We start from the raw sequence: 19,181 nt of genomic DNA on the forward strand, positions 1-19,181 counted from the left end.
TTTTTTTTTTTTTTTTTTTTTTTTTTTTTTTGGGGTTTGTTGTCGGTGTGGTCGGTGCGGCTGCCTGTGCTTTTTTGTTGCTTGTCGTGGGGGTTTTCTCCCTTGTTGTTTTTTTTCCCCCCCCCCGCCGGGTGTGGGTCAGGCCTTGATGGTGAGCCAGGCGCCGAGGCCGTTGCAGCCGCGGGCGTCGTAGCTGGTGCTGCGGTAGCCGGCCGGGATCGGCGAGTAGGGGCAGGTCCAGATGCCGTTGCGGACCAGTTCGTGGAACCAGGCGCCGACGCCGCTGCACCCCTGGGGGTTGTAGTTGGTCAGGACGTAGCCGGAGACGATCGGCGAGCCGGAGCAGGTCCACAGGCGGTTCTGGGCGGGCGCCTGGAACCAGGCGCCGTGGTTGTTGCAGCCGCTGGAGTTGAACATGGTGATGACGTAGCCGTCCGGGACGGGCGTTCCGGGGCAGGTCCAGCCGCCCACCGAGGCGGTTGCCGCGGGGGCGGCCGGGGTGGCGGCGGTGGCGGTTCCGGCCGCCGTGCCGGTGAGGGCGGCGGCGAGGAGCGCGACGACGGCCGCCGCTCTTCCCGCGTGGGTCCACAGCTGACGGAGGATTCTGGTCACGGCGCACCGGTCCGATCGGTAGCCCCGGCGGTTGCGGCCGGCCGGGGAGAGGGGAACAACGGGGATGCGTGGCACCGTAGTGGCGCGGTCGGACCTGGGGGAATACGGGATTCGAAAGATCGTCGAACTTGACTGGAAAACGATCTCCCGCCGCTCGGCTGCCCCGCCGCTGGGCCGTGGGGCCCTGCTGGCGGAGATGACGAAAGGCTGACGGACCGGTGCCGGGCCTCGCGCCGGCCGGGCTCGGGCTGGTGCAATCGGGGCGTGGACAGAACAGGCGAAGAAGGCAGGGGCACCCCGGTGGGGCGGCGGGTGGTGCTCGGGCTGCTCGGGCTCGGGGCCGTCGGGGTGGCGGCGGGGCCGTACCTGCAACGGGCCGAGTCGGGGTTGGCCGAACGGGACCCGAGCGGACTGAGCGGGCTGCTGCCGGGCAACAACGGATTCCGGTACTACTCGGTGGTGTCGTCCGTCCCGGAGCGGAGCGTGGCGGACTACACGCTCAGCGTCGACGGGATGGTGGAGCGGCCCGCGACGTTCCGCCTGCCGGACCTGCGGGCGATGCCGCAGCGGCGGCTCGTGCGGGACGTGCAGTGCGTGACCGGCTGGCGGGTGCCGGACACCCCGTTCGAGGGGGTGCCGCTCGCGCACCTGCTGGACGCCGCGGGCGTGCGGCCGGGGGCCGGGGCCGTCCGGTTCAGCTGCTTCGACGGCGCGTACACCGAGAGCCTGACGCTGGCGCAGGCCCGACGGGACGACGTGCTGGTCGCGCTGCGGATGCAGGACAACCCCATCTCCCACACCCACGGCGGCCCGGTGCGGCTGTACGTCGCGCCGATGTACTTCTACAAGTCCGCCAAGTGGCTCTCCGGGATCACCGTGACCGGCTCGGTGGAGCCGGGCTACTGGGAGCGCAACGGGTACGACGTCGACGCCTGGGTCGGCCGGTCGAACGGACGTGACGATGCGCCCACCGGCTGAACTCCTGCTGCGCTTCACCCGGGCCGAGCGCTGGGTGCACCGGACGACCGCCGCGCTGACCGGCGTCTGCCTGGCCACGGCGGCCTGCCTCTACCTCGCCCCGCTCGCCGAACTGGTCGGCAACCGGCGGCTGGTGGTGACGGTGCACGTGTGGTGCGGCCTCGCGCTGCCCGTGCCGCTGCTGCTCGGGCTCGCCTCGCGGGCGCTGCGCGCGGACGCCGCCCGGCTGAGCCGCTTCACCCCGGCGGACTGGGACTGGCTGCGCGCCGTCCGGCGCCGCACCCCGCACCGGCCGGCGGGCAAGTTCAACGCCGGGCAGAAGCTCTACGCGCAGTGGACGCTCGGCTCGATGCTGGTGATCGTCGGCACCGGGCTGCTGATGTGGCTGCCCCGTCTCGCCCCGCCCTCCTGGCGGACCGGGGCGACCTTCGTCCACGACTGGCTGGCCGCCGCCATCGCCGTGGTGGTGGTCGGGCACGTCCGGATGGCCTGGCGGGATCCGCAGGCGCGGCTCGGGATGCGGACCGGGCTGGTGGAGCGCCGGTGGGCCGAGCGCGAGCACCCGCAGTGGCGGCCGGTGGGCCGGGAGTAGGCGGCCGGTCGGACGTCTTGTCGCGGCCCGGGGCATGTGGCAGGCTCGGCCGGGACGCCTCGAAGGGTGCCGCCGGGGCACCCCTGACCGTGGGGCCAAGAGGCGGTTGGGCGACAGCCGCACGCGTGGTGCACGACCGGCATCCTGCAAGGCTCCTTGGACCCCGGCGCCAATCTTCCTCCTCGCTGCCCTGTCGATCGCGGGCGGCGTTCTGGCCTCCCTGACGTCCGAGCGGCATGACAGCTGCACCGCCGTCCCGGGGATCACGCCGGGGGCGGTGCGGCCGTGGCCGTCCGGAGCAGCGGCCCTGTGAGCCTCACCGCTTGTGCAGGGCGAGGAAGCGGCGGCCGTGCGAGGTCCAGCGTTCCGCTTCGACCAGTCCGGCGGCGGTGTGGGCCCGCCTGAGGGCGGCGGCCGTGCCGAGCCGGGCCCAGGGGAAGGCCGGCCCGAGTCGGCCGTCCGGGCCCTCGACCTGGACGGTGACCTGCTCGTCCACCTCCACGGGCTCCACCTCGACCAGCAACAGCCCGTCCGGCGCGATGAGTTCGGCGCCCCGCTGGAGCAGGGCGTCCGGGTCGCCGCCGATGCCGAGGTTGCCGTCGGCGAGGAGCGCGGCGCCCCAGCGGCCCTCGGCGGGCAGCCGGTCGAAGAGCGAGCGGCAGAGCGCCGGGCCGCCCAGTCCGACCGTGCGGGCGACGGCCGCCCTGGTCACGTCGACGCCGAGGGCCGGGACGCCGAGGGCGAGCAGCGCGGCGACCAGCCGCCCGGGCCCGCAGCCGAGGTCGAGGACGGGCGCGGACCGGCGGGCGCAGCGCCGGAGCAGGCTGTGGTCGGCGCCGGCCGCCGGGGCGCACCAGCGTTCGATGTCCAGCCGGAGGCGGTGGCCGTCCTCGCGGCGCAGCCAGAGCGGGCCGCGCCCGGTGCGGACGGCTTCGGCGAACGGGTCGTCCACCCAGGCGGTGGTGGTCGTCAACTCGCCACCTCCGGCTTCAGGTCGACCGTCACCAGCTGGGCGGCGAAACGGCTGTTCGGGGCCTCGGCGGCGACGCGGAGGGCATCCTCGACGGTGTCCACATCGGTGAGCGACGGAAGCTGATGGATCGTCAAGTCGGCTGCGGCTAGGCGTTCCAGGAGTGCCGCGCCGGTCCTCGCGGTGGACATCGGCACGCCGTGCAGCAGGCGCGCGGCCAGTTCGGCGGTCGGCCGGGCCAGGCCCAGCGCCCAGAAGCCGCCGTCCGCCGCCGGGCCGTACCAGGCGTCCGTGCCCGCCCGCCGTGCGGCCGACAGCGGCTCGGCCAGCGCGGCGGCGCTCAGCTGCGGGGTGTCCATCCCGACCAGCAGCGCCGGGGCGTGCGGGGCCACCCGGGCGGCGTGCGCGAAGGCGGCGGCCAGCCGTTCGTCCAGCCCGCCGCCGGTCTGCGCGACGACCTCCCAGCCGGGCGGCAGCCAGCCGCCCGGTTCGCCGTCCAGGACGAGCACGCGCCGCCCGGCCGGCATCGTGCCCAGGGTGTGCAGGGTGTCGGCGAGGGCGGCAGCGGCCAGGGCGGCGGCCTGTTCGGGGGTGCACGGCGGGGTGAGCCGGGTCTTCACCCGGCCGGGGGCGGGCGACTTGGCGATCACCAGCAGGGTCGGCGGGGGCGCGGCCAGCACGGCCCGCATGTCGCGGACGGCCTGGCGGGTGCCGCGCAGGGTGCCGGTGACCTTGGAGCGGCCCGCGCGCGGCAGGTAGTCGACGGGGGTCTCGGTGATCCGCAGCCCGGCGGCCGAGGCGGCGAGCACCATCTCCAGCGGGTAGCCGGACCGCCGGTCGCCGAGCCCCAGGGCCAGCAGCTGTTCCCGGCGGGCGGCCCGCATCGGGCCGAGGTCGTGCAGCGGCGCGCCGGTGCGGGCGCGCAGCCGTCGGGCCAGGACGGTGTTGGCCAGGCGGGCGTGCAGCGGCCACGCCCCGGCGGTGGCCGGGCGGCGGCGGCCCAGCACCAGGTCGGCGGAGCCGGCCAGCACCGGGCCGGTGACCAGCGGGAGCTGGGCGGGATCGAGGGAGCCGTCGCAGTCCAGGAAGCAGACCAGGTCGGCGGTGGCGGCGCGCAGCCCGGCGTGGCAGGCGGCGCCGAACCCGCGCCGGGGCTCCTCGACCACCGTCGCGCCGAGCGAGCGGGCGAGGTCGGCGGAGCCGTCCCGGGAGCCGTTGTCGACGACGACGGCCCGCCAGCCGTCCGGGATCCGCCCCAGCACCCAGGGCAGCGCGGCGGCCTCGTCGAGGCAGGGCAGCACGACGTCGACGGGGGAGACGGGGGAGGTGGGTGAAGTCACCCGGCCACGCTAAGTGCGGGACGGCGGGGTGCGGCGGCGGCGCAGCCTTACGGAAGTCGGACGCCTCGGCGGCTGACCCGTCCGGCGGATCGGGCCGGGTCGGGTCGGGTAGGCCGGGGCGGGCTACGGGTGGGCGGCGGATCTTACGGAACGCGAACGCGGGCCCGCTTCCGTCCGCGTCCACCGCCGAGGCCTCCTATCCTCGGCGAGGTGAACGACACCTCGCACATCCTGGTGATCGACGACGACCCGACCGTGGCCGAGGTCGTCGCCGGCTACCTCACCCGCGCCGGGCACCACGTGGACCGGGCCGCCGACGGTGCGCTGGGCCTGGACCTCGCCGAGCGCACCCGCCCCGACCTGCTGGTGCTGGACCTCATGCTGCCCGGCCTCGACGGGCTGGAGGTGCTGCGCCGGCTGCGGGCCTCCGCCGGGGGCGCCGCGCTGCCGGTGGTGCTGCTCACCGCCAAGGGCGACGAGGCGGACCGCATCCTCGGCCTGGAGCTGGGTGCGGACGACTACGTCACCAAGCCGTTCAGCCCGCGCGAACTGGTGCTGCGGGTGCAGTCGGTGCTGCGCCGCGCCCGGGCGGGGAGCGGAGCCGCCGGCGGGACGGTCGGCGGGCCGGTCGGCGGGGTGCTGCGCTCGGGGGACGTCACGCTCGACCCGAAGGCCCGCCGCGCCCACCGGGGCGCGCGCGAACTCGCCCTCACCCTGCGGGAGTTCGACCTGCTGGCGTTCCTGCTCCGGCACCCCGGCACGGTGTTCTCCCGGCAGAGCCTGATGCGGCGGGTCTGGGGCTGGGACTTCGGCGACCTCTCCACCGTCACCGTCCACGTCCGGCGGCTGCGCGAGAAGATCGAGGACGACCCGGCCGCGCCCGCCCTGATCAGCACCGTCTGGGGCGTCGGCTACCGCTACGATCCGGCGCCCCGCGACCCGGCGCCCCGCGACCGGGTCTGCCCGCAGGACGGTGCGGAGTGAAGGACCTGCTGCTGATCGCCCTGTTCGCCGCCCTCGGCGCGGGCGGAGCCGGCCTGCTCGGCTGGGCGGCGATCCGGCTGCTGCGCCGCCGCTCCGTCGCCCTGTCCCTGTTCTGCGTGGCGGTCGTGACCGTCCTCGCGGTGACCTCCGGGACGTTCGCCGTGGCGCAGGCGATGTTCCTGTCCACCCACGACCTCGGCGTGGTCATCACGGTGCTCGGCATGGGCGCCGTCGTCTCGCTGCTCACCGCCGCGCTGCTCGGCCGCCAGGTGGTGGCCGGCAGCCGGGCGCTGACCGAGGCCGTCCGGACGGTCGGCAGCGACGCCGGGTTCACCGCGCCCGACCATCCGCTCGGCGCGGAACTCGCCGCGCTGAGCGAGGAGTTGGCCGCCACCAGTGCCCGGCTGGCGGAGTCCCGGGCGCGCGAGCAGGCCCTGGAGCACTCCCGCCGGGAGCTGGTCGCGTGGATCTCGCACGACCTGCGCACCCCGCTGGCCGGCCTGCGGGCGATGGCCGAGGCGCTGGAGGACGGCGTCGCCGAGGACCCCGACCGCTACCTGGTGCGGATCGGCACCGAGGTCGAACGGCTCACCGGCATGGTGGACGACCTGTTCGAGCTCTCCCGGATCCAGGCGGGCGCGCTCGCCCTCTCGCTCACCCGGGTCTCGGTGTACGACCTGGTGGACGACGCGCTCGCCGGGGCGTACCCGCTGGCCCGGCGGCGCGGCGTCCGGCTGGAGGGGCGGCAGGTGGCCGACGAGCCGGCGGCTGCCGAGCCGGTCGAGGTGGACAGCGGGGAGATCACCCGGGTGCTCGGCAACCTGCTGGTCAACGCGATCCGCTCGACCCCGGCGGACGGCGTGGTGGCCGTCGCCGCCCGGCGGGAGGCCGACGAGGTGGTGCTGTCGGTGACCGACGGCTGCGGCGGCATCCCGGAACAGGACCTGCCCCGGGTGTTCGAGACGGGCTGGCGCGGCGGCTCCGCCCGCACGCCGCGCCGCGACGACGGCCGGGCCGCCGGCGAGCCCGGCGAGAGCGGTGCCGGGCTCGGGCTCGCCATCGTGCGCGGCATCGTCGAGGCGCACGCCGGGCGGGCGGAGGTGCGCAACGTCGCCGGGGGCTGCTGCTTCGAGATCGCCCTGCCCGCGCCGCGCGCCCGGAGGGAATGACGAGGCAGGTCCCGGGGTCCGCCTTTCGAGCGCGCGGCCTACTCGGCCTACTCGGCCACGGCCTGGCGCAGCCGCTTCTTGTCCGGCTTGCCGACCGACGTCAGCGGGATCTCGTCCACGAGGTGCAGGGCCTCCGGCGCGTAGATCCGCCCCTTGCGGGCCGTGACGAACGCCTGGACGTCCGCCAACTCGGGCTGCTGCCCCGGAGCGGGAACGACGGCGACGTGGACGTGCTCCGCCTCCTGCGCGTCGCGCACGCCGAAGACCGCGCAGCGGGCGATCGCCGGGTGGGTGAGGAGGAGGTCCTCCACCTCGGACGGGTAGACGTGCCCGCCGACCACGATGATCAGGTCCTTGACCCGGTCGGCCAGGTAGAGGTAGCCGTCCGCGTCGAAGTAGCCGACGTCGCCGGAGTTCAGCCAGCCGTCGCGCAGCACCTCGGCGGTCAGGTCGGGCCGCTTCCAGTACCCGGCCATGAGTCCGGCCGATCGGATGTGGACCTCGCCCTGCTCTCCGGTCGGCAGCCCGGTGCCGTCCTCGGCGCGGATCTCCACGTCGACGCCCGGGAGGGGCCGGCCGACCGAGACCTGGCCGCCCTGCGCGATCCGGTCGTGCCCCTCCGGGGTGAGGAAGGAGATCAGCTGCGCCTCGGACATCCCGTAGATGCCTACCAGGACCGGCCCGAACACCTTGAGCGCCTCGCGGATCCGGGTGGGCGAGGCGGCGCAGCCCCCGTACATGATCTGCCGGAGGCTGGACAGGTCGGTGCGGCCGATCGCCGGGTGGTCGAGCAGCTGGTAGAGCAGCGGCGGCAGCGCCCAGAGGCTGGTGATGCGCTCGCGCTCGACGGCGGCCAGGACCTCGCCGGGGTCGAAGGTGCGCTGGAGGACCACCGTGCCGCCGTGGTGGAGCGTCAGGTCGGAGAAGATCCCGGCGAGGTGGGCGAGCGAGGTGGCGGCGAGGAAGCGGGGCGCCTCGTCGGCCGTGCCGGCGGAGCCGAACGAGGTGTCGAAGACGCCGCGGTAGGGGCCGTGCAGGCTGACGATGCCCTTCGGGATCCCGGTGGTACCGCCGGTGTGGCGGATGCCGAGGTCGTCGTCCGGGCCGATCCGGACGGCGGGCGGCTCGGCGGGGCGGTTCGCGGCGGCGGCGATCACGTCCTCGCCGACGGCCGCCGGTCCGGCGCCGAGGCGCAGGACCGTCGGCACGTCGATCAGGGGCAGCAACTCGGCGGCCTCCGTGTACCGTTCGGCGTCCACGAGGAGGACGGCGGCGTCGACGCTCGCCGCGACCTCGGCCAGGACCGGGGTGCTCATGCCGTCGTACAGGGTGACCACCCGCGCACCTGCGAGGCCCGCGGCGTAGCGGGCGCCGAGCGCCTCGGCGGTGTTGCCGGTGAGGAGGGTGACGGTGTCCCCGCGGGTGACGCCCCGGGCGATGAGCTCGTGGGCGAGGCGGTAGGTGGCGGCGGCGAAGTCGCCGGCGGTGATCTCGACGCCGTCGGCGGTGACGATGGCCCGCCGGCCGGGGTCGGCGGAGAGGGACCGGAGGATCAGGGCGGGTGCGCTGACGAATTCCTGGTCGTTCACGGCCACATCTCCCTTGTAGTTTGCAACCATGCCGCCAGGCTAGCCCCATCCTCCGCTCTTCACCGGCGAGTTCCGGCCGACATCGGACGGGCAGTCAGGTGCGGCGCCGGGCCGCGGCGCCGCCGCGAACTCGGCCATCCCGGCGGAGAACGGCACCTGCGGGCGCCAGCCGAGTTCGGCGCGCAGCCGGGAGGAGTCGGCGGTGATGTGCCGGACGTCGCCCAGGCGGTACTCGCCGGTCACCAGCGGTGCCGGGCCGCCGTACGCCGCCGCCAGCGCCCCGGCCGTCTCGCCGATCGTGCGGACCTCGCCGCTGCCCACGTTGTAGGCGCGGGAGCTGCCCGGCGCGCGGGCGGCAAGGGCCTCCAGCGCGGCGAGGTTGGCCGCGGCGACGTCCTCGACGTGGACGAAGTCGCGGCGCTGGCCGCCGTCCTCGAACACCCGGGGGGCCTCGCCCCGGGCCAGCGCCGAGCGGAACAGCGAGGCGACCCCCGCGTACGGGGTGTCGCGCGGCATGTCCGGCCCGTACACGTTGTGGTAGCGGAGCGTCAGGACGGCGCCCTGGCAGGCCCGGGCCCACACGGAGGCCAGGTGCTCCTGGGCGAGTTTGGTGGCCGCGTACACGCTGCGCGGGTCGGCCGGGGCGTCCTCGGCGACCAGGCCGGGGCTCAGGGCGCGGCCGCAGGCCGGGCAGGGCGGCTCGAAGCGCCCGGCCTCCAGGTCGGCCGGGCGGCGCGGGCCCGGGGCGACGTCGCCGTGCGCGGGGCAGCGGTAGCGGCCCTCCCCGTACACCACCATCGAGCCGGCCAGGACGAGGCGGCGGACGCCGCTGCGGGCCATCGCGGCGAGCAGGACGGCCGTGCCGAGGTCGTTGCAGCCCGCGTAGGCGGGGGCGTCGTCGAGGTCCAGCCCGAGGCCGACCATCGCCGCCTGGTGGCAGACCGCGTCCACCCCGGCCAGCGCCCGCTGCACGGCGGCGGCGTCCCGGACGTCCCCCTGCTCGAAGGCCACGCCCCCGGGCAGTTCGGGTGCCCGCCCCGGGGGGTGGACGGCGGGCAGCAGCGCGTCCAGCACCCGCACCCCGTGCCCGGCCGCGACCAGCGCGCGGACCACGGCCGACCCGATGAACCCGGCTCCGCCGGTGACCAGAATCTCCATGCCGCCGACGCTAGCCGCGCGGGGCCGCGGATCGGGCGTGGACGGACCGGCCGTCAGGGATCGGTAATCCTCCCGGCGTAACCGGTGTGACAGGCGTAACCGGTGTAACCGGCGTAACTGGTGTAACCGGCCTGACCGGTGTCACGGTTGATCGCCGCCCGATCCGATCCGGCGTTCAACTGACGTTCGCCGGAAGAACCTTCGCCGGTGGCCCGGGCGCCCGGTTCGGCTGGGACTCTCCTGGGCGTTTCCCGGAGCCTTGGAGGCGACAGTGTCACATCCCTCGCGCAGAACGGTCCTTCGGACGGGTACCGCGGTTGGTGCGCTGGCCGCGCTGCCCGCGTCCACCCTCCTCTGGACGCAGCCGGCCCTGGCGGGCACCCCCGGACCGGAGCAGATCCACCTCCAGTGGGGCAACGAGCCGTCCCGCGAGATGACCGTCTCCTGGGCGACGGCCGCCACCGTGCGCCGCCCCCGGGTGCGGATCGGCACCCCGCGCGGCGGCGCCGGCCACACCGTGGACGCCGAGACCCGCACCTACGTCGACGGGCTCAACAAGGTCGAGACGTACACCCACCACGTCCGCCTGGACGGCCTGCGGCCCGACACCACGTACGTCTACGAGGTGCTGCACGACGGCTCCGGCCCGGTGCGCGGCACCTTCCGCACCGCGCCCGCGCGCGGCCGGGCCGCGTTCCGTTTCACCAGCTTCGGCGATCTCGGCACCGGCGACAACGTGTTCAGCAAGTCCTCGATCCACGGCGCCGCCGCCGTCCGCCAGGTCGAGCAGTTCGCGCCGCTGTTCCACCTGCTCAACGGCGACCTCGCGTACGCCAACAACAACCCGCAGCGCCAGCCGCAGTGCTGGAACGCGTTCATGAACAACCTCGCCAAGTCGGCCGCCGGCCGGCCCTGGATGCCCGCGCCCGGCAACCACGAGGTCGAGGCCGGCGGCGGGGACCTCGGCTACGCCTCCTACCTGACCCGCTTCGAACTGCCCGACAACGGCACCCGCGACTACTGCGGCAACTGGTACAGCTTCCAGGTCGGTTCGGTGCTGTTCGTGAGCCTCGACGGCAACGAGATCGCCGTCGAGGACGACGCCAGCCTCGACCCGGCCACCGGCCGGTCCATCTACATCAGCGACTACAGCGAGGGCGCCCAACTCCGCTGGCTGGAACGCACCCTGGCGCGCGCCCGGCGCGGCCGCGCGGTGGACTGGGTCGTCGTCAACCTGCACCAGTTCGCGATGTCCTCCTCGGCCGCCAGCCACGGCGGCGACATGGGCATCCGCGAGAAGCTGCTGCCGCTGCTCGACCGTTACTCCGTCGACCTCGTCCTGGCCGGGCACGACCACGACTACGAGCGCACCCACCCCGTCCGCGGCACCGAGCCGGGCGGCCTGCTCACCCCGGCCGTCGCCGACGACGACCTGCGCCGGATCGACACTTCGCAGGGCACCGTCCACCTGATCCTCGGCGGCGGCGGCACCGCCGGCCACGACGACGTCTACCTGCCCGCCGACGCGGACGGTGTCCGCCAGGCCTCCGTGCGCACCCAGCGGCTCACCTTCAAGGCCGACCCGGACGCGAAGGAGAAGGCCCACTGGTCCGCGGTCACCGACCCGGACACCGCCTTCCCGTACGGCGTCGCAGTCTTCGACGTCGACCCCGGGCCGGTGCCGGGCGGCCGCACCACCATCACCGTCAGCTACTACCACTCCCCGTCCGCCACCGCGGCCAACCCGTTCCCGACGCCGGTGCTCTTCGACCGCTTCACCCTGTACCGCGACCGCAGCGACGGCTGGGGCGACCGGGACCGGAACGACGACCAGAACGACAACCGGAGCGACGACCAGGGCGAGGACGAGCGCACCGGCTCCGAGGTCGGCGCCGGGCGCCGGTGACGCCTCGCGTCCTTGAGGGGCCCGCCGCGTGGAGGGCGCGGCGGCCCGGGGGCGCCTTGTACCGCACCCGGGTGCGGCGGACAATCCGCAGTTCGTCGTAGGACAGGCCGTGGAGCAGTAGGCAAGACTGGCGTATGGCATGTCCATGTCTATTGTAGGCAGTTCGGATCAGCCGCTCGGATCAACAGCACGTGCCACTCGCACTCCCAAACCATCAGAAGGTTGGAAGCGATGCACCTCCGTGCCACGACCCGCAAACTCCTCCTCACCGGCCTGGCGCTCGCCTTCGGAGCCGCCCCGCTGCTGGCGGGCCCGGCCCAGGCCACCACCGCGTCCGCCGTCGCACTCGCACCGGTGAGCGCGGCCGCGTCCGTCGCGCGGCCGAGTGCCCCGATCGCGGTCTCGACCGCCCTCTTCGCGCTCGCCCCCGATCGCGGCGCCGTCTTCAACTGGAACGGCGCCACCTGGACCCAGGTCGGCGGCCCGGCCGCCACCATCGTCTCCGGCGGTGGCGGTCTGGTCGCCACCAGCCCGGCCACCGGCGACCTCTACGCGTACAACTGGAGCCCCGACAACTGGACGAGGATCGGCGGTCCGGGTGCCCAGTTCGCCGTGGACGGCGGCGGACACGTCTTCGGGCTCAGCCCGGACCGCAGCGGCGTGTACCAGTGGCAGGGCGGTACCAACTGGACCCAGATCGGGGGTCCGGCCGGCAGCATCGTCGCCGGCGGCAACACCCTGATCGCCACCGACCCCACCAGCGGTGACGTCTTCCGCTACGGCGGGGCGCCCAACAGCTGGTCGCGGATCGGCAGCCCCGGCGCCCAGTTCGCCGTCGACGACGCGGGCGGTGTGTACGGGCTCACCCCGGACCGCGGTGGCGTGTTCCAGTGGCAGGGCGGCGCCAACTGGGCCCAGGTCGGCGGCCCGGCCGGCAGCATCGTGGCCGGCGGCGGCCGCACCCTGCTGGCCACCGACCCGACCAGCGGTGACGTCTTCCGCTACGGCGGGGCGCCCAACAGCTGGTCGCGGATCGGCGGCCCCGGTGCGGAGTTCAGCATCGACGGCGCCGGCACCGTGTACGGGCTCAGCCCGGACCGCGGCGGCGTCTTCAAGTGGCTGGGCGGCACCACCTGGGCCCAGGTCGGCGGCCCGGCCGCCTGGCTCGCCGCGTCCTGAGCCTGCGGTGCCCTGAGCCTGCGGTGCCGTGAGCTCGCCGCGTCCTGAGCTCGAACACTGCGCCGCCCCGGGCCCGTCGCGCGTACCGCGCGGCGGGCCCTTCGTCCGTTCAGGCGGCCCTGGGGCGGGCGGCCGAGGGGCGCTGGTCCATGCAGGGCGGGTGGTGACGGAGGGTCGTCGCGGCGGGCCGGTCCGGTGTGACGGTCGGTCGGGCGGCGGGTTGGGCCGTTGGTGACGGCGGGTCGCCGTTGTGGCTGGGCTGTCCGTGCGACGGGTGCCCGCCTCGGCGCGCGGGCCACTGGCGGGGCGGTTAGCGTCGGCCGCAACACGGTTTCAGTTATGGGAGGTTGGCAGTGCAGCGGTGGATCATTGTGACGGCCCTCACCACGGCCCTCGGCGGGCTCACGGCACCCGCCCTGGCCGCCGATCCGGCGCCGGCCGCAGCTTCGGTGGCCGCCCCGGCCCGGGTGCGGGACGGGGACTCGGCCCCCACGGGCGTCACTCTCGGTGAGGCCCGGATCGACCCGAAGGTCCCCGGCCGGGTCCGGGTCGACGTCGAGTACGTCTGCGGGGTCGCGGAGGAGGCCCGGTCGCTCACCGTCTCGGTCGAGCAGCGGGACCCGGAGGACACCTCCTCGATGGCCTTCGGCTCCAGCCGGACGGCCGAGGCGGACGTGATCTGCGACGGGACGGCGCGGCAGCGGCAGCTCGTCGTCCAGTCCAAGACGGTCAACTGGATCCCGGGCGCGGACGCCGTCCTGATCGCCACGGTCTCCGACCTCGGCGCCACCCCGCCCGCGTCCTCCGACGCCCGGCGGGTCTCGCTCTTCAGCTCCTGATGCGTCCGCGGGCCCGGGCCGTGGCCGCCGTGCTCCTCGGCGCCGCCCTCGCCGCCTGCTCCGTCAGCGTGGGCGGCCCGGATTCAGGCCAGGACGCAGGCCCGGATTCGGGCTCGGCTTCAGGCCCGGGGCCGACCGGGTCCGTTTCGGCGACCCCGGCGACTCCGGCTGCCCCGGCCGCCTCGCCGTCCTCGGCCACCGCTCCCGCCCCGGGGGCGGTGGCCATCAGGGACTTCGTGTTCGAGCCGGCGAACTTCACCGTCCGCCCGGGCGCCGTCGTCACGGTCCGCAACGCCGACACCGTCGACCACACCCTCACCGCCCAGGACCGCAGTTTCGACACCGGCACCATCGCCCCGGGCGCGTCCGCGACCTTCACCGCGCCGGCCCGGCCGGGCGCCTCCTCGTACCTGTGCACCCTCCACCACTTCATGCGGGGGATCCTGACGGTGTCCTGAGTCGACCGGTCCGTCGGCCGCGTGGGCGCCGGGTGCCGGCCGCTCCTGAATCGCAAGCCCACAGGTGAACGGGGCTGCTGCTATCCGCTGCCATGTTCTACAGTTCTGTAGAACATGGAGAACAGCGAACGGGGGCACGGCATGGACAGGCCGCTTCGACTGCCGCAGCAGGATCGGGCCGATTTCGAGACGGAGCTGGGGAGGGCGCTGGCCGGGTCGCAGGTGCGGGCGGCCCTGCGTGCGGTGGGGGACGAGGGGCCGGGGGTGGAGCGGTTGCGGCGGTGCGCCCGGGAGAACGCGGAGTTCGTGCTGGCGGCGGCGGCGCCCGAGTACGAGCGGTACGCGGCGCTGCGGGCGGACCAGGACGCGGTGGCGCGGCTGCCGGTGGACGAGCCGGGGCGGCAGCGGGTGTCCGGGTGGTGGGGGGTGCTGGGGGTGATCGTGCCGATCATCGCCGGGGTGGCGGCCGCGATCCTCCTGCTGCTCGGGTACGCGCTGGGGCTGGCGGACGACGCCGAGGTGCTGGGGCACGCACTGGTGGGCGCCGGGTGGGTGGCGGCCGGGGTGGCCGCGGTGAGCCTGCTGGTGGGCGGACTGGGGCTGTTGGGCGCGGCCTCGCGGTCGAGGTCGGCGGAGTCCGGCGGGGAGGCCGGCGTCCTGGGGGAGCTGGGGCTGGCGCGGGACGCCTGGCGGTCGGCGCTGGCGGAGCGCGGCCTGGTGCCGTTCCTGCTGGCGCAGGCGGGCGCGGGGGCGCCCGGCCGGCGCCGCTGACGCCGCCGGCTCAGTCGTGGCGGGTGCGGGCGGCGTCGACGAGGAGGTGGGCGGCGTCGAGCGGGATGGCGAGTCGGCGGGCGATCCACGGGGCCGGGCGGCCGGCCCGGGCGAGCATCCAGGCGGAGTACAACTGGCCCAGCTGCGGGGCCTGGTGGGCGAGCAGGAGCGGGCGCACGGCGTCCATCGGGAAGTCTTCGAGGGCGCGGGCGCTGTACTCGCGGCCGTTGGGGCCGGGCGGGGGTAACGGGAGCGGGCGGCGGGTGTCGAGCCAGCGCCCGAGCAGCACCGCGCCGACCGCCAGGAGGCCGGAGCCTGAGGCGCCGATCAGGATGGCGTTGATGACCGGGCGGTCCTCCTCCTCGGCCAGGCCGAGGGCGAGTTCCTCGGCGACGAGGAGGGCGAGGACGGTGAGCAGCACCGCGGCTTCGGCGGGGCGCGGGTAGGGCCGGGACGTCGTCATGGGATACCTCTCCTCGGCGGGGAAGACCGGGGCGGGTGAAGGGGCCGTGGACGGCGGTGGCGGCAGGGCCGACGTGTGGGACGTGGCGTCAGGAGAACTTGACGTTGCGTCAGAAAGCGTGCGTGACGGGTGTGTTCACCGTCTCGACCGTGCTCACCGTCTGCCGGAGGCGGACCGGGGCATGCGGGGGTGGGGGCGGGTGGTGCGGCCCGGACTGCTGCTGTCCATGCGTCTCGCCTCCTTCCGGTCGGGCGCGCCATGCTGGTGCGTTCGTCGACGGGGCAAGGGGGGTCATCCTCGGACTTCGGGACAGCATAGCCCGGCCCTCACACCAACTTCGACACCCTTGTCGAAGTTGATGCGGGTGGGAGGGCCCGCTGTTGGACGATCGACCAGGTGGGGCCGGGTGCGGCTGGTGTGCGGGCCCACTCGTGCCCGACCGGTCGCCGCGGCTTCAATCGCCGTACCGAAGGAACGGGACCGGCCAGGGGCGATGGAGCGACATGGATCTGAACACGGTGGCCGAGCTGTGCGACGCCCGCCGGGGCGGCACCTGGCGGCCCGGGGACGCCTGGCTCGGCGGCGGGACGTACCTGTTCTCCGAGCCGCAGCCGCACATCCGCCGGCTGATCGACCTCGGCCGGATGGGCTGGGAGCCGCTCACCCCGACCCCGGACGGCGGCCTGGAGATCGCCGCGACCTGTACGGTCGCCCAGCTCTCCCGCCACCCCAAGCCCGCCGCCTGGACGGCGGCGCCGCTGTTCGAGCAGTGCTGCCGGGCGTTCCTGGCCTCCTGGAAGATCTGGAACATGGCCACCGTCGGCGGCAACCTGTGCAACGGCCTGCCCGCCGGTCCGATGATCTCGCTGACCGCCGCCCTGGACGGGCTCTGCCTGCTGCGGGCCCCGTCGGGGGAGCAACGCCGCGTCCCGGTAGCGGAGTTCGTCACCGGCGCCGGCGTCAAGGACCTGCGGCAGGGTGAGCTGCTGCGCTCGATCACCCTGCCGGGCCGGGCGCTGGCCGCCCGGACGGCGTTCCGCCAGGCCTCGCTGTACGGGTTGGGCCGCTCCGGCGCGCTGCTGATCGGCACCCTCGACCCGGTGGACGGTTCGCTGACCATCACCGTCACCGCCGCCACCGTCCGCCCGATCCGGCTCTGGTTCCCGCCGGGGCCGAACGCGGCCGCCGTCGAGGAGGCGGTCCGGGACGGCATCCGGCCCGAGGAGTACGTCGACGACATCCACGGACTGCCCGCCTGGCGGCGGCACCTGACCTTCCGGTTCGCCGAGCAGATCCGCCGCGAACTGGACCCCGCCCGGCCGGCCCCGCCGAGTACAACCGGACCGGGCACGGCCGGACCGAACCTGGTTGGACCGGACCTGGCCGAGGAGGCCGCCGGATGAGCTTCTCGATCCGCGTCAACGAACGGGACTTCGACGCCGAGCCCCGCCCGGGCCAGTGCCTGCGCACCTACCTGCGCGAGCGCGGCTGGTTCGGGGTGAAGAAGGGCTGCGACGCCGGCGACTGCGGCGCCTGCACCGTGCAGGTGGACGGCACCCCGGTGCACAGCTGCCTCTACCCGGCGGCGCGCGCCGAGGGGCGGTGCGTCACCACGGTGGAGGGCCTGGCCAAGGACGGCGAACTGCACCCGATGCAGCAGCGGTTCCTGGACGCCCAGGGCTTCCAGTGCGGCTTCTGCACGGCCGGTTTCCTGATGACCGCCAGTGCCCTGGACGAGGAGCAACTCGCCGACCTCCCAAGGTCGTTGAAGGGCAATCTGTGCCGCTGCACCGGCTACCGGGCGATCGAGGACGCGATCCGCGGTGTCCGGCACACCGAGGAGCCCGAGGCCGGCCGGGCCGTCGGCCGCAGCCTGGGCGCGCCCGCCGGGCCGCAGGTCGTCACCGGCGCCGCCCGGTACACCTTCGACGTGGAGGTGCCGGGGCTGCTGCACCTGAAGCTGCTGCGTTCCCCGCACCCGCACGCCCGGATCGTCGCCATCGACACCGCGGCCGCCCTGCGGGTGCCCGGCGTGCACGCGGTGTTCACCCACCACGACGCGCCCGAGCGGCTGTACTCCTCGGCCCGGCACGAGCACCCGACCGAGGACCCGGACGACACCCGGCTGCTGGACGACGTCGTCCGCTTCGTCGGCCAGCGGGTCGCCGCGGTGGTCGCCGACAGCGAGGCCGCCGCGGAGGAGGGCTGCCGCCGGATCGCCGTCGAGTACGAGCAACTCCCGTACGTGCTGGACCCGGAGGAGGCGATGGCGCCCGGCGCGCCGGTGCTGCACGCCAAGGGGCCGCAGACCCGGATCGCCCGGCCGGAGAACAACGTGTGCGGCGAGGTGCACGGCGAGATCGGCAGCGTGGAGCAGGGCTTCGCCGAGGCCGACGCGGTCTACCAGGAGACCTTCCGCACCCAGCGGGTGCAGCACGCCAGCCTGGAGACGCACGGCTGCGTCGTCTCCTTCGAGGAGCGGGAGGACGGCGCCGGCGAGCGGCTGGTGGTGCGCTCCAGCACCCAGGTGCCGTTCCTCACCCGGCGCGCGCTCTGCGCCCTGTTCGACCTGCCGGAGGAGGAGGTCCGGGTGGTGGCGGGCCGGGTCGGCGGCGGCTTCGGCGGCAAGCAGGAGATGCTGACCGAGGACATCGCGGTGCTGGCGGCGCTGCGGCTGCGCCGGCCGGTGAAGCTGGAGTTCACCCGGGCCGAGCAGTTCTACGGCGCCACCACCCGGCACCCGTTCACGATCACCGTCAAGGCGGGCGCGAAGGCGGACGGCACGCTCACGGCGCTCAGCTTCCGGGTGGTGTCCAACACCGGCGCGTACGGCAACCACGGCCCGGCGGTGATGTTCCACAGCGTCGGCGAGTCGATGGGCGTCTACCGGGTGCCGCACAAGAAGGTCGAGGCGTACTCGGTGTACACCAACTGCGTGCCGGCCGGTGCCTTCCGGGGCTACGGGCTCGGGCAGGTGACCTTCGCGGTGGAGTCGGCGATGGACGAACTGGCCCGCCGGCTGGGCATCGACCCGCTGGAGTTCCGCGAGCGCAACGTCATCGGCCCCGGCGAGCACCTGCTCAGCCCCGGCGGCGAGGAGGAGGACCTGCACATCGCCAGCTACGGCCTCGACCAGTGCCTGCAAGTCGTCCGCGACGCGCTCGCGAACGACCGCAGCGCGGTGGACGCCCCCGAGGGCTGGCTGGTCGGGCAGGGCTTCGCCATGGCGATGATCGCCACCGGCCCGCCCGGCGGGCACTTCGCCGACGCCGCCGTCGCCCTGCTGGAGGACGGCGGTTACGACGTCGCCGTGGGGACCGCCGAGTTCGGAAACGGCACGACCACCGTGCACCAGCAGATCACCGCGGGCGCGCTCGGCACCACCGTCGACCGGATCGCGATCCGGCAGTCCGACACCGACGTCGTCCGGCACGACACCGGCGCCTTCGGCTCGGCGGGGACGGTGGTCGCGGGCAAGGCGGTGATGCGGGCCGCGAACGCGCTCGCCGAACGGCTGACCGACTTCGCCGCCGAGTACGCGCGGACCCCGCGCAGCCTGGTCCGGCTCGGCGCCGAGGCCGTCGACTGCGACGGGCGCGGCATCCCGTTGAAGGAACTGCACACGGCGGCGCGCGAACGCGGCGTCGACCTCGTCGGCACCGGGCACTGGGGCGGCTCGCCGCGCTCGGTGGCGTTCAACTCGCAGTGGTTCCGCCTCGCCGTCGACCCGGACACCGGGGAGATCCGGATCCTGCGCAGCGTGCACGGCGCCGACGCCGGGCGGGTGATGAACCCGATGCAGTGCCGCGGGCAGGTCGAGGGCGGGGTCGCCCAGGCGCTCGGCGCGACGCTGTTCGAACGGGTGCTGCTGGACGACCGGGGCGAGGTCACCACGGCCGCGTTCCGCCGCTACCGCCTGCCCGCGTACGCCGACGTGCCGCGCACCGAGGTGCACTTCTCGACCACCTCGGACGCGATCGGCCCGCTCGGCGCCAAGTCGATGAGTGAGAGCCCGTTCAACCCGGTCGCCCCCGCCTTCGCCAACGCCCTGCGCGACGCCACCGGCATCCGCTTCACCGACCCGCCGTTTCTCTGCTGACCAGGCTTGCCAGACGCCGTCCCCCCCACCTTCCCAGAAAGGCAAGGAGGGACGCCCCCTTTCCTTCTTGTTCC

At 74.7% G+C, this 19,181-nt stretch carries 17 protein-coding genes and 1 pseudogene; 11 read left to right on the forward strand and 7 right to left on the reverse strand.

Annotated features, from left to right (window positions below; translation table 11 throughout):
- Positions 1–138 precede the first annotated feature (138 nt).
- Positions 139–612, reverse strand: a complete 474-nt coding sequence (locus ACFVX9_RS33725) for a hypothetical protein (protein ID WP_244293291.1) — start codon at positions 610–612, stop codon at positions 139–141.
- A 264-nt stretch (positions 613–876) separates the two neighbouring features.
- On the opposite strand from ACFVX9_RS33725, the gene ACFVX9_RS33730 reads away from it, so the two are divergent.
- Together ACFVX9_RS33730 and ACFVX9_RS33735 are read left to right on the forward strand one after the other, a co-directional pair.
- Positions 877–1,590 (forward strand): molybdopterin-dependent oxidoreductase, encoded by a 714-nt coding sequence (locus tag ACFVX9_RS33730; RefSeq protein WP_063346573.1) that lies wholly within the window; start codon positions 877–879, stop codon positions 1,588–1,590.
- Complete coding sequence (locus ACFVX9_RS33735) at positions 1,574–2,182, forward strand: cytochrome b/b6 domain-containing protein (protein WP_063346572.1); 609 nt, start codon at positions 1,574–1,576, stop codon at positions 2,180–2,182. Before ACFVX9_RS33730 ends, ACFVX9_RS33735 begins: the two co-directional genes overlap by 17 nt.
- A 316-nt stretch (positions 2,183–2,498) precedes the next feature.
- Here the strand turns inward: ACFVX9_RS33735 and ACFVX9_RS33740 are convergent, their stop codons facing one another.
- The 3 genes and pseudogenes from ACFVX9_RS33740 to ACFVX9_RS33750 form a co-directional block, all read right to left on the reverse strand.
- Complete coding sequence (locus tag ACFVX9_RS33740) at positions 2,499–3,155, reverse strand: methyltransferase domain-containing protein (RefSeq protein ID WP_387985430.1); 657 nt, start codon at positions 3,153–3,155, stop codon at positions 2,499–2,501.
- Positions 3,152–3,679, reverse strand: coding sequence for a DUF2064 domain-containing protein (locus ACFVX9_RS33745; RefSeq protein WP_380485774.1), 528 nt, complete (start codon positions 3,677–3,679; stop codon positions 3,152–3,154). Before ACFVX9_RS33745 ends, ACFVX9_RS33740 begins: the two co-directional genes overlap by 4 nt.
- A gap of 99 nt (positions 3,680–3,778) precedes the next feature.
- Positions 3,779–4,492 (reverse strand): annotated as a pseudogene (locus ACFVX9_RS33750) (glycosyltransferase family 2 protein); the annotation flags it as partial.
- 210 nt (positions 4,493–4,702) lie between these two features.
- Here ACFVX9_RS33750 and ACFVX9_RS33755 point away from each other — a divergent pair.
- Positions 4,703–5,476 carry a response regulator transcription factor gene (locus ACFVX9_RS33755; RefSeq protein ID WP_387985432.1) on the forward strand — a complete coding sequence of 258 codons (774 nt, stop codon included), beginning with the start codon at positions 4,703–4,705 and terminating at the stop codon, positions 5,474–5,476.
- Positions 5,473–6,645: a sensor histidine kinase gene (locus ACFVX9_RS33760; protein WP_387985435.1), complete on the forward strand. Its 1,173-nt coding sequence runs from the start codon at positions 5,473–5,475 to the stop codon at positions 6,643–6,645. Before ACFVX9_RS33755 ends, ACFVX9_RS33760 begins: the two co-directional genes overlap by 4 nt.
- 47 nt (positions 6,646–6,692) lie before the next feature.
- Here the strand turns inward: ACFVX9_RS33760 and ACFVX9_RS33765 are convergent, their stop codons facing one another.
- Positions 6,693–8,234, reverse strand: coding sequence for an AMP-binding protein (locus tag ACFVX9_RS33765; protein WP_387985438.1), 1,542 nt, complete (start codon positions 8,232–8,234; stop codon positions 6,693–6,695).
- Positions 8,235–8,273: 39 nt separating this feature from the next.
- The gene (locus ACFVX9_RS33770) at positions 8,274–9,392 is read right to left on the reverse strand and encodes an NAD-dependent epimerase/dehydratase family protein (protein ID WP_387985441.1); all 1,119 of its coding nucleotides are present in this window, start codon (positions 9,390–9,392) and stop codon (positions 8,274–8,276) included.
- A 271-nt stretch (positions 9,393–9,663) separates the two neighbouring features.
- Between ACFVX9_RS33770 and ACFVX9_RS33775 the strand changes: the two genes are divergently transcribed.
- The 5 genes from ACFVX9_RS33775 to ACFVX9_RS33795 all read left to right on the forward strand — a co-directional run bounded on the left by ACFVX9_RS33775 (position 9,664) and on the right by ACFVX9_RS33795 (position 14,545).
- Positions 9,664–11,298, forward strand: a complete 1,635-nt coding sequence (locus ACFVX9_RS33775; RefSeq protein ID WP_387985444.1) for a purple acid phosphatase family protein — start codon at positions 9,664–9,666, stop codon at positions 11,296–11,298.
- Positions 11,299–11,529: 231 nt separating this feature from the next.
- Positions 11,530–12,477, forward strand: a complete 948-nt coding sequence (locus ACFVX9_RS33780) for a hypothetical protein (protein ID WP_387985447.1) — start codon at positions 11,530–11,532, stop codon at positions 12,475–12,477.
- A gap of 371 nt (positions 12,478–12,848) precedes the next feature.
- Positions 12,849–13,316 (forward strand): hypothetical protein, encoded by a 468-nt coding sequence (locus ACFVX9_RS33785; protein ID WP_380378012.1) that lies wholly within the window; start codon positions 12,849–12,851, stop codon positions 13,314–13,316.
- A complete protein-coding gene (locus tag ACFVX9_RS33790) occupies positions 13,316–13,774 on the forward strand; it encodes a cupredoxin domain-containing protein (protein ID WP_387985450.1) in 459 nt (152 codons plus the stop codon). Before ACFVX9_RS33785 ends, ACFVX9_RS33790 begins: the two co-directional genes overlap by 1 nt.
- A 114-nt stretch (positions 13,775–13,888) precedes the next feature.
- Complete coding sequence (locus tag ACFVX9_RS33795) at positions 13,889–14,545, forward strand: hypothetical protein (RefSeq protein WP_380340525.1); 657 nt, start codon at positions 13,889–13,891, stop codon at positions 14,543–14,545.
- Between the two features lie 10 nt (positions 14,546–14,555).
- On the opposite strand, the gene ACFVX9_RS33800 is transcribed toward ACFVX9_RS33795, so the two are convergent.
- A complete protein-coding gene (locus tag ACFVX9_RS33800) occupies positions 14,556–15,008 on the reverse strand; it encodes a hypothetical protein (RefSeq protein WP_380485739.1) in 453 nt (150 codons plus the stop codon).
- A gap of 503 nt (positions 15,009–15,511) precedes the next feature.
- On the opposite strand from ACFVX9_RS33800, the gene ACFVX9_RS33805 reads away from it, so the two are divergent.
- Both ACFVX9_RS33805 and ACFVX9_RS33810 read left to right on the forward strand, forming a co-directional pair.
- Positions 15,512–16,411 carry an FAD binding domain-containing protein gene (locus ACFVX9_RS33805; protein ID WP_387985455.1) on the forward strand — a complete coding sequence of 300 codons (900 nt, stop codon included), beginning with the start codon at positions 15,512–15,514 and terminating at the stop codon, positions 16,409–16,411.
- Positions 16,408–19,107 carry a molybdopterin-dependent oxidoreductase gene (locus ACFVX9_RS33810; RefSeq protein ID WP_387985457.1) on the forward strand — a complete coding sequence of 900 codons (2,700 nt, stop codon included), beginning with the start codon at positions 16,408–16,410 and terminating at the stop codon, positions 19,105–19,107. Before ACFVX9_RS33805 ends, ACFVX9_RS33810 begins: the two co-directional genes overlap by 4 nt.
- Positions 19,108–19,181: the final 74 nt, after the last annotated feature.

The organism is Kitasatospora sp. NPDC058243, assembly GCF_042882025.1.
GTDB lineage: Bacteria > Actinomycetota > Actinomycetes > Streptomycetales > Streptomycetaceae > Kitasatospora.

What these genes read in the sequence shown, in the direction of transcription:
- ACFVX9_RS33745 (WP_380485774.1), bottom strand. Translation starts at nt 3,679, where the DNA reads ATGCCGGCCGGGCGGCGCGTGCTCGTCCTGGACGGCGAACCGGGCGGC.
- ACFVX9_RS33795 (WP_380340525.1), top strand. Translation starts at nt 13,889, where the DNA reads ATGGAGAACAGCGAACGGGGGCACGGCATGGACAGGCCGCTTCGACTG.
- ACFVX9_RS33810 (WP_387985457.1), top strand. Translation starts at nt 16,408, where the DNA reads ATGAGCTTCTCGATCCGCGTCAACGAACGGGACTTCGACGCCGAGCCC.
- ACFVX9_RS33805 (WP_387985455.1), top strand. Translation starts at nt 15,512, where the DNA reads ATGGATCTGAACACGGTGGCCGAGCTGTGCGACGCCCGCCGGGGCGGC.
- ACFVX9_RS33800 (WP_380485739.1), bottom strand. Translation starts at nt 15,008, where the DNA reads ATGACGACGTCCCGGCCCTACCCGCGCCCCGCCGAAGCCGCGGTGCTG.
- ACFVX9_RS33770 (WP_387985441.1), bottom strand. Translation starts at nt 9,392, where the DNA reads ATGGAGATTCTGGTCACCGGCGGAGCCGGGTTCATCGGGTCGGCCGTG.
- ACFVX9_RS33780 (WP_387985447.1), top strand. Translation starts at nt 11,530, where the DNA reads ATGCACCTCCGTGCCACGACCCGCAAACTCCTCCTCACCGGCCTGGCG.
- ACFVX9_RS33735 (WP_063346572.1), top strand. Translation starts at nt 1,574, where the DNA reads ATGCGCCCACCGGCTGAACTCCTGCTGCGCTTCACCCGGGCCGAGCGC.
- ACFVX9_RS33790 (WP_387985450.1), top strand. Translation starts at nt 13,316, where the DNA reads ATGCGTCCGCGGGCCCGGGCCGTGGCCGCCGTGCTCCTCGGCGCCGCC.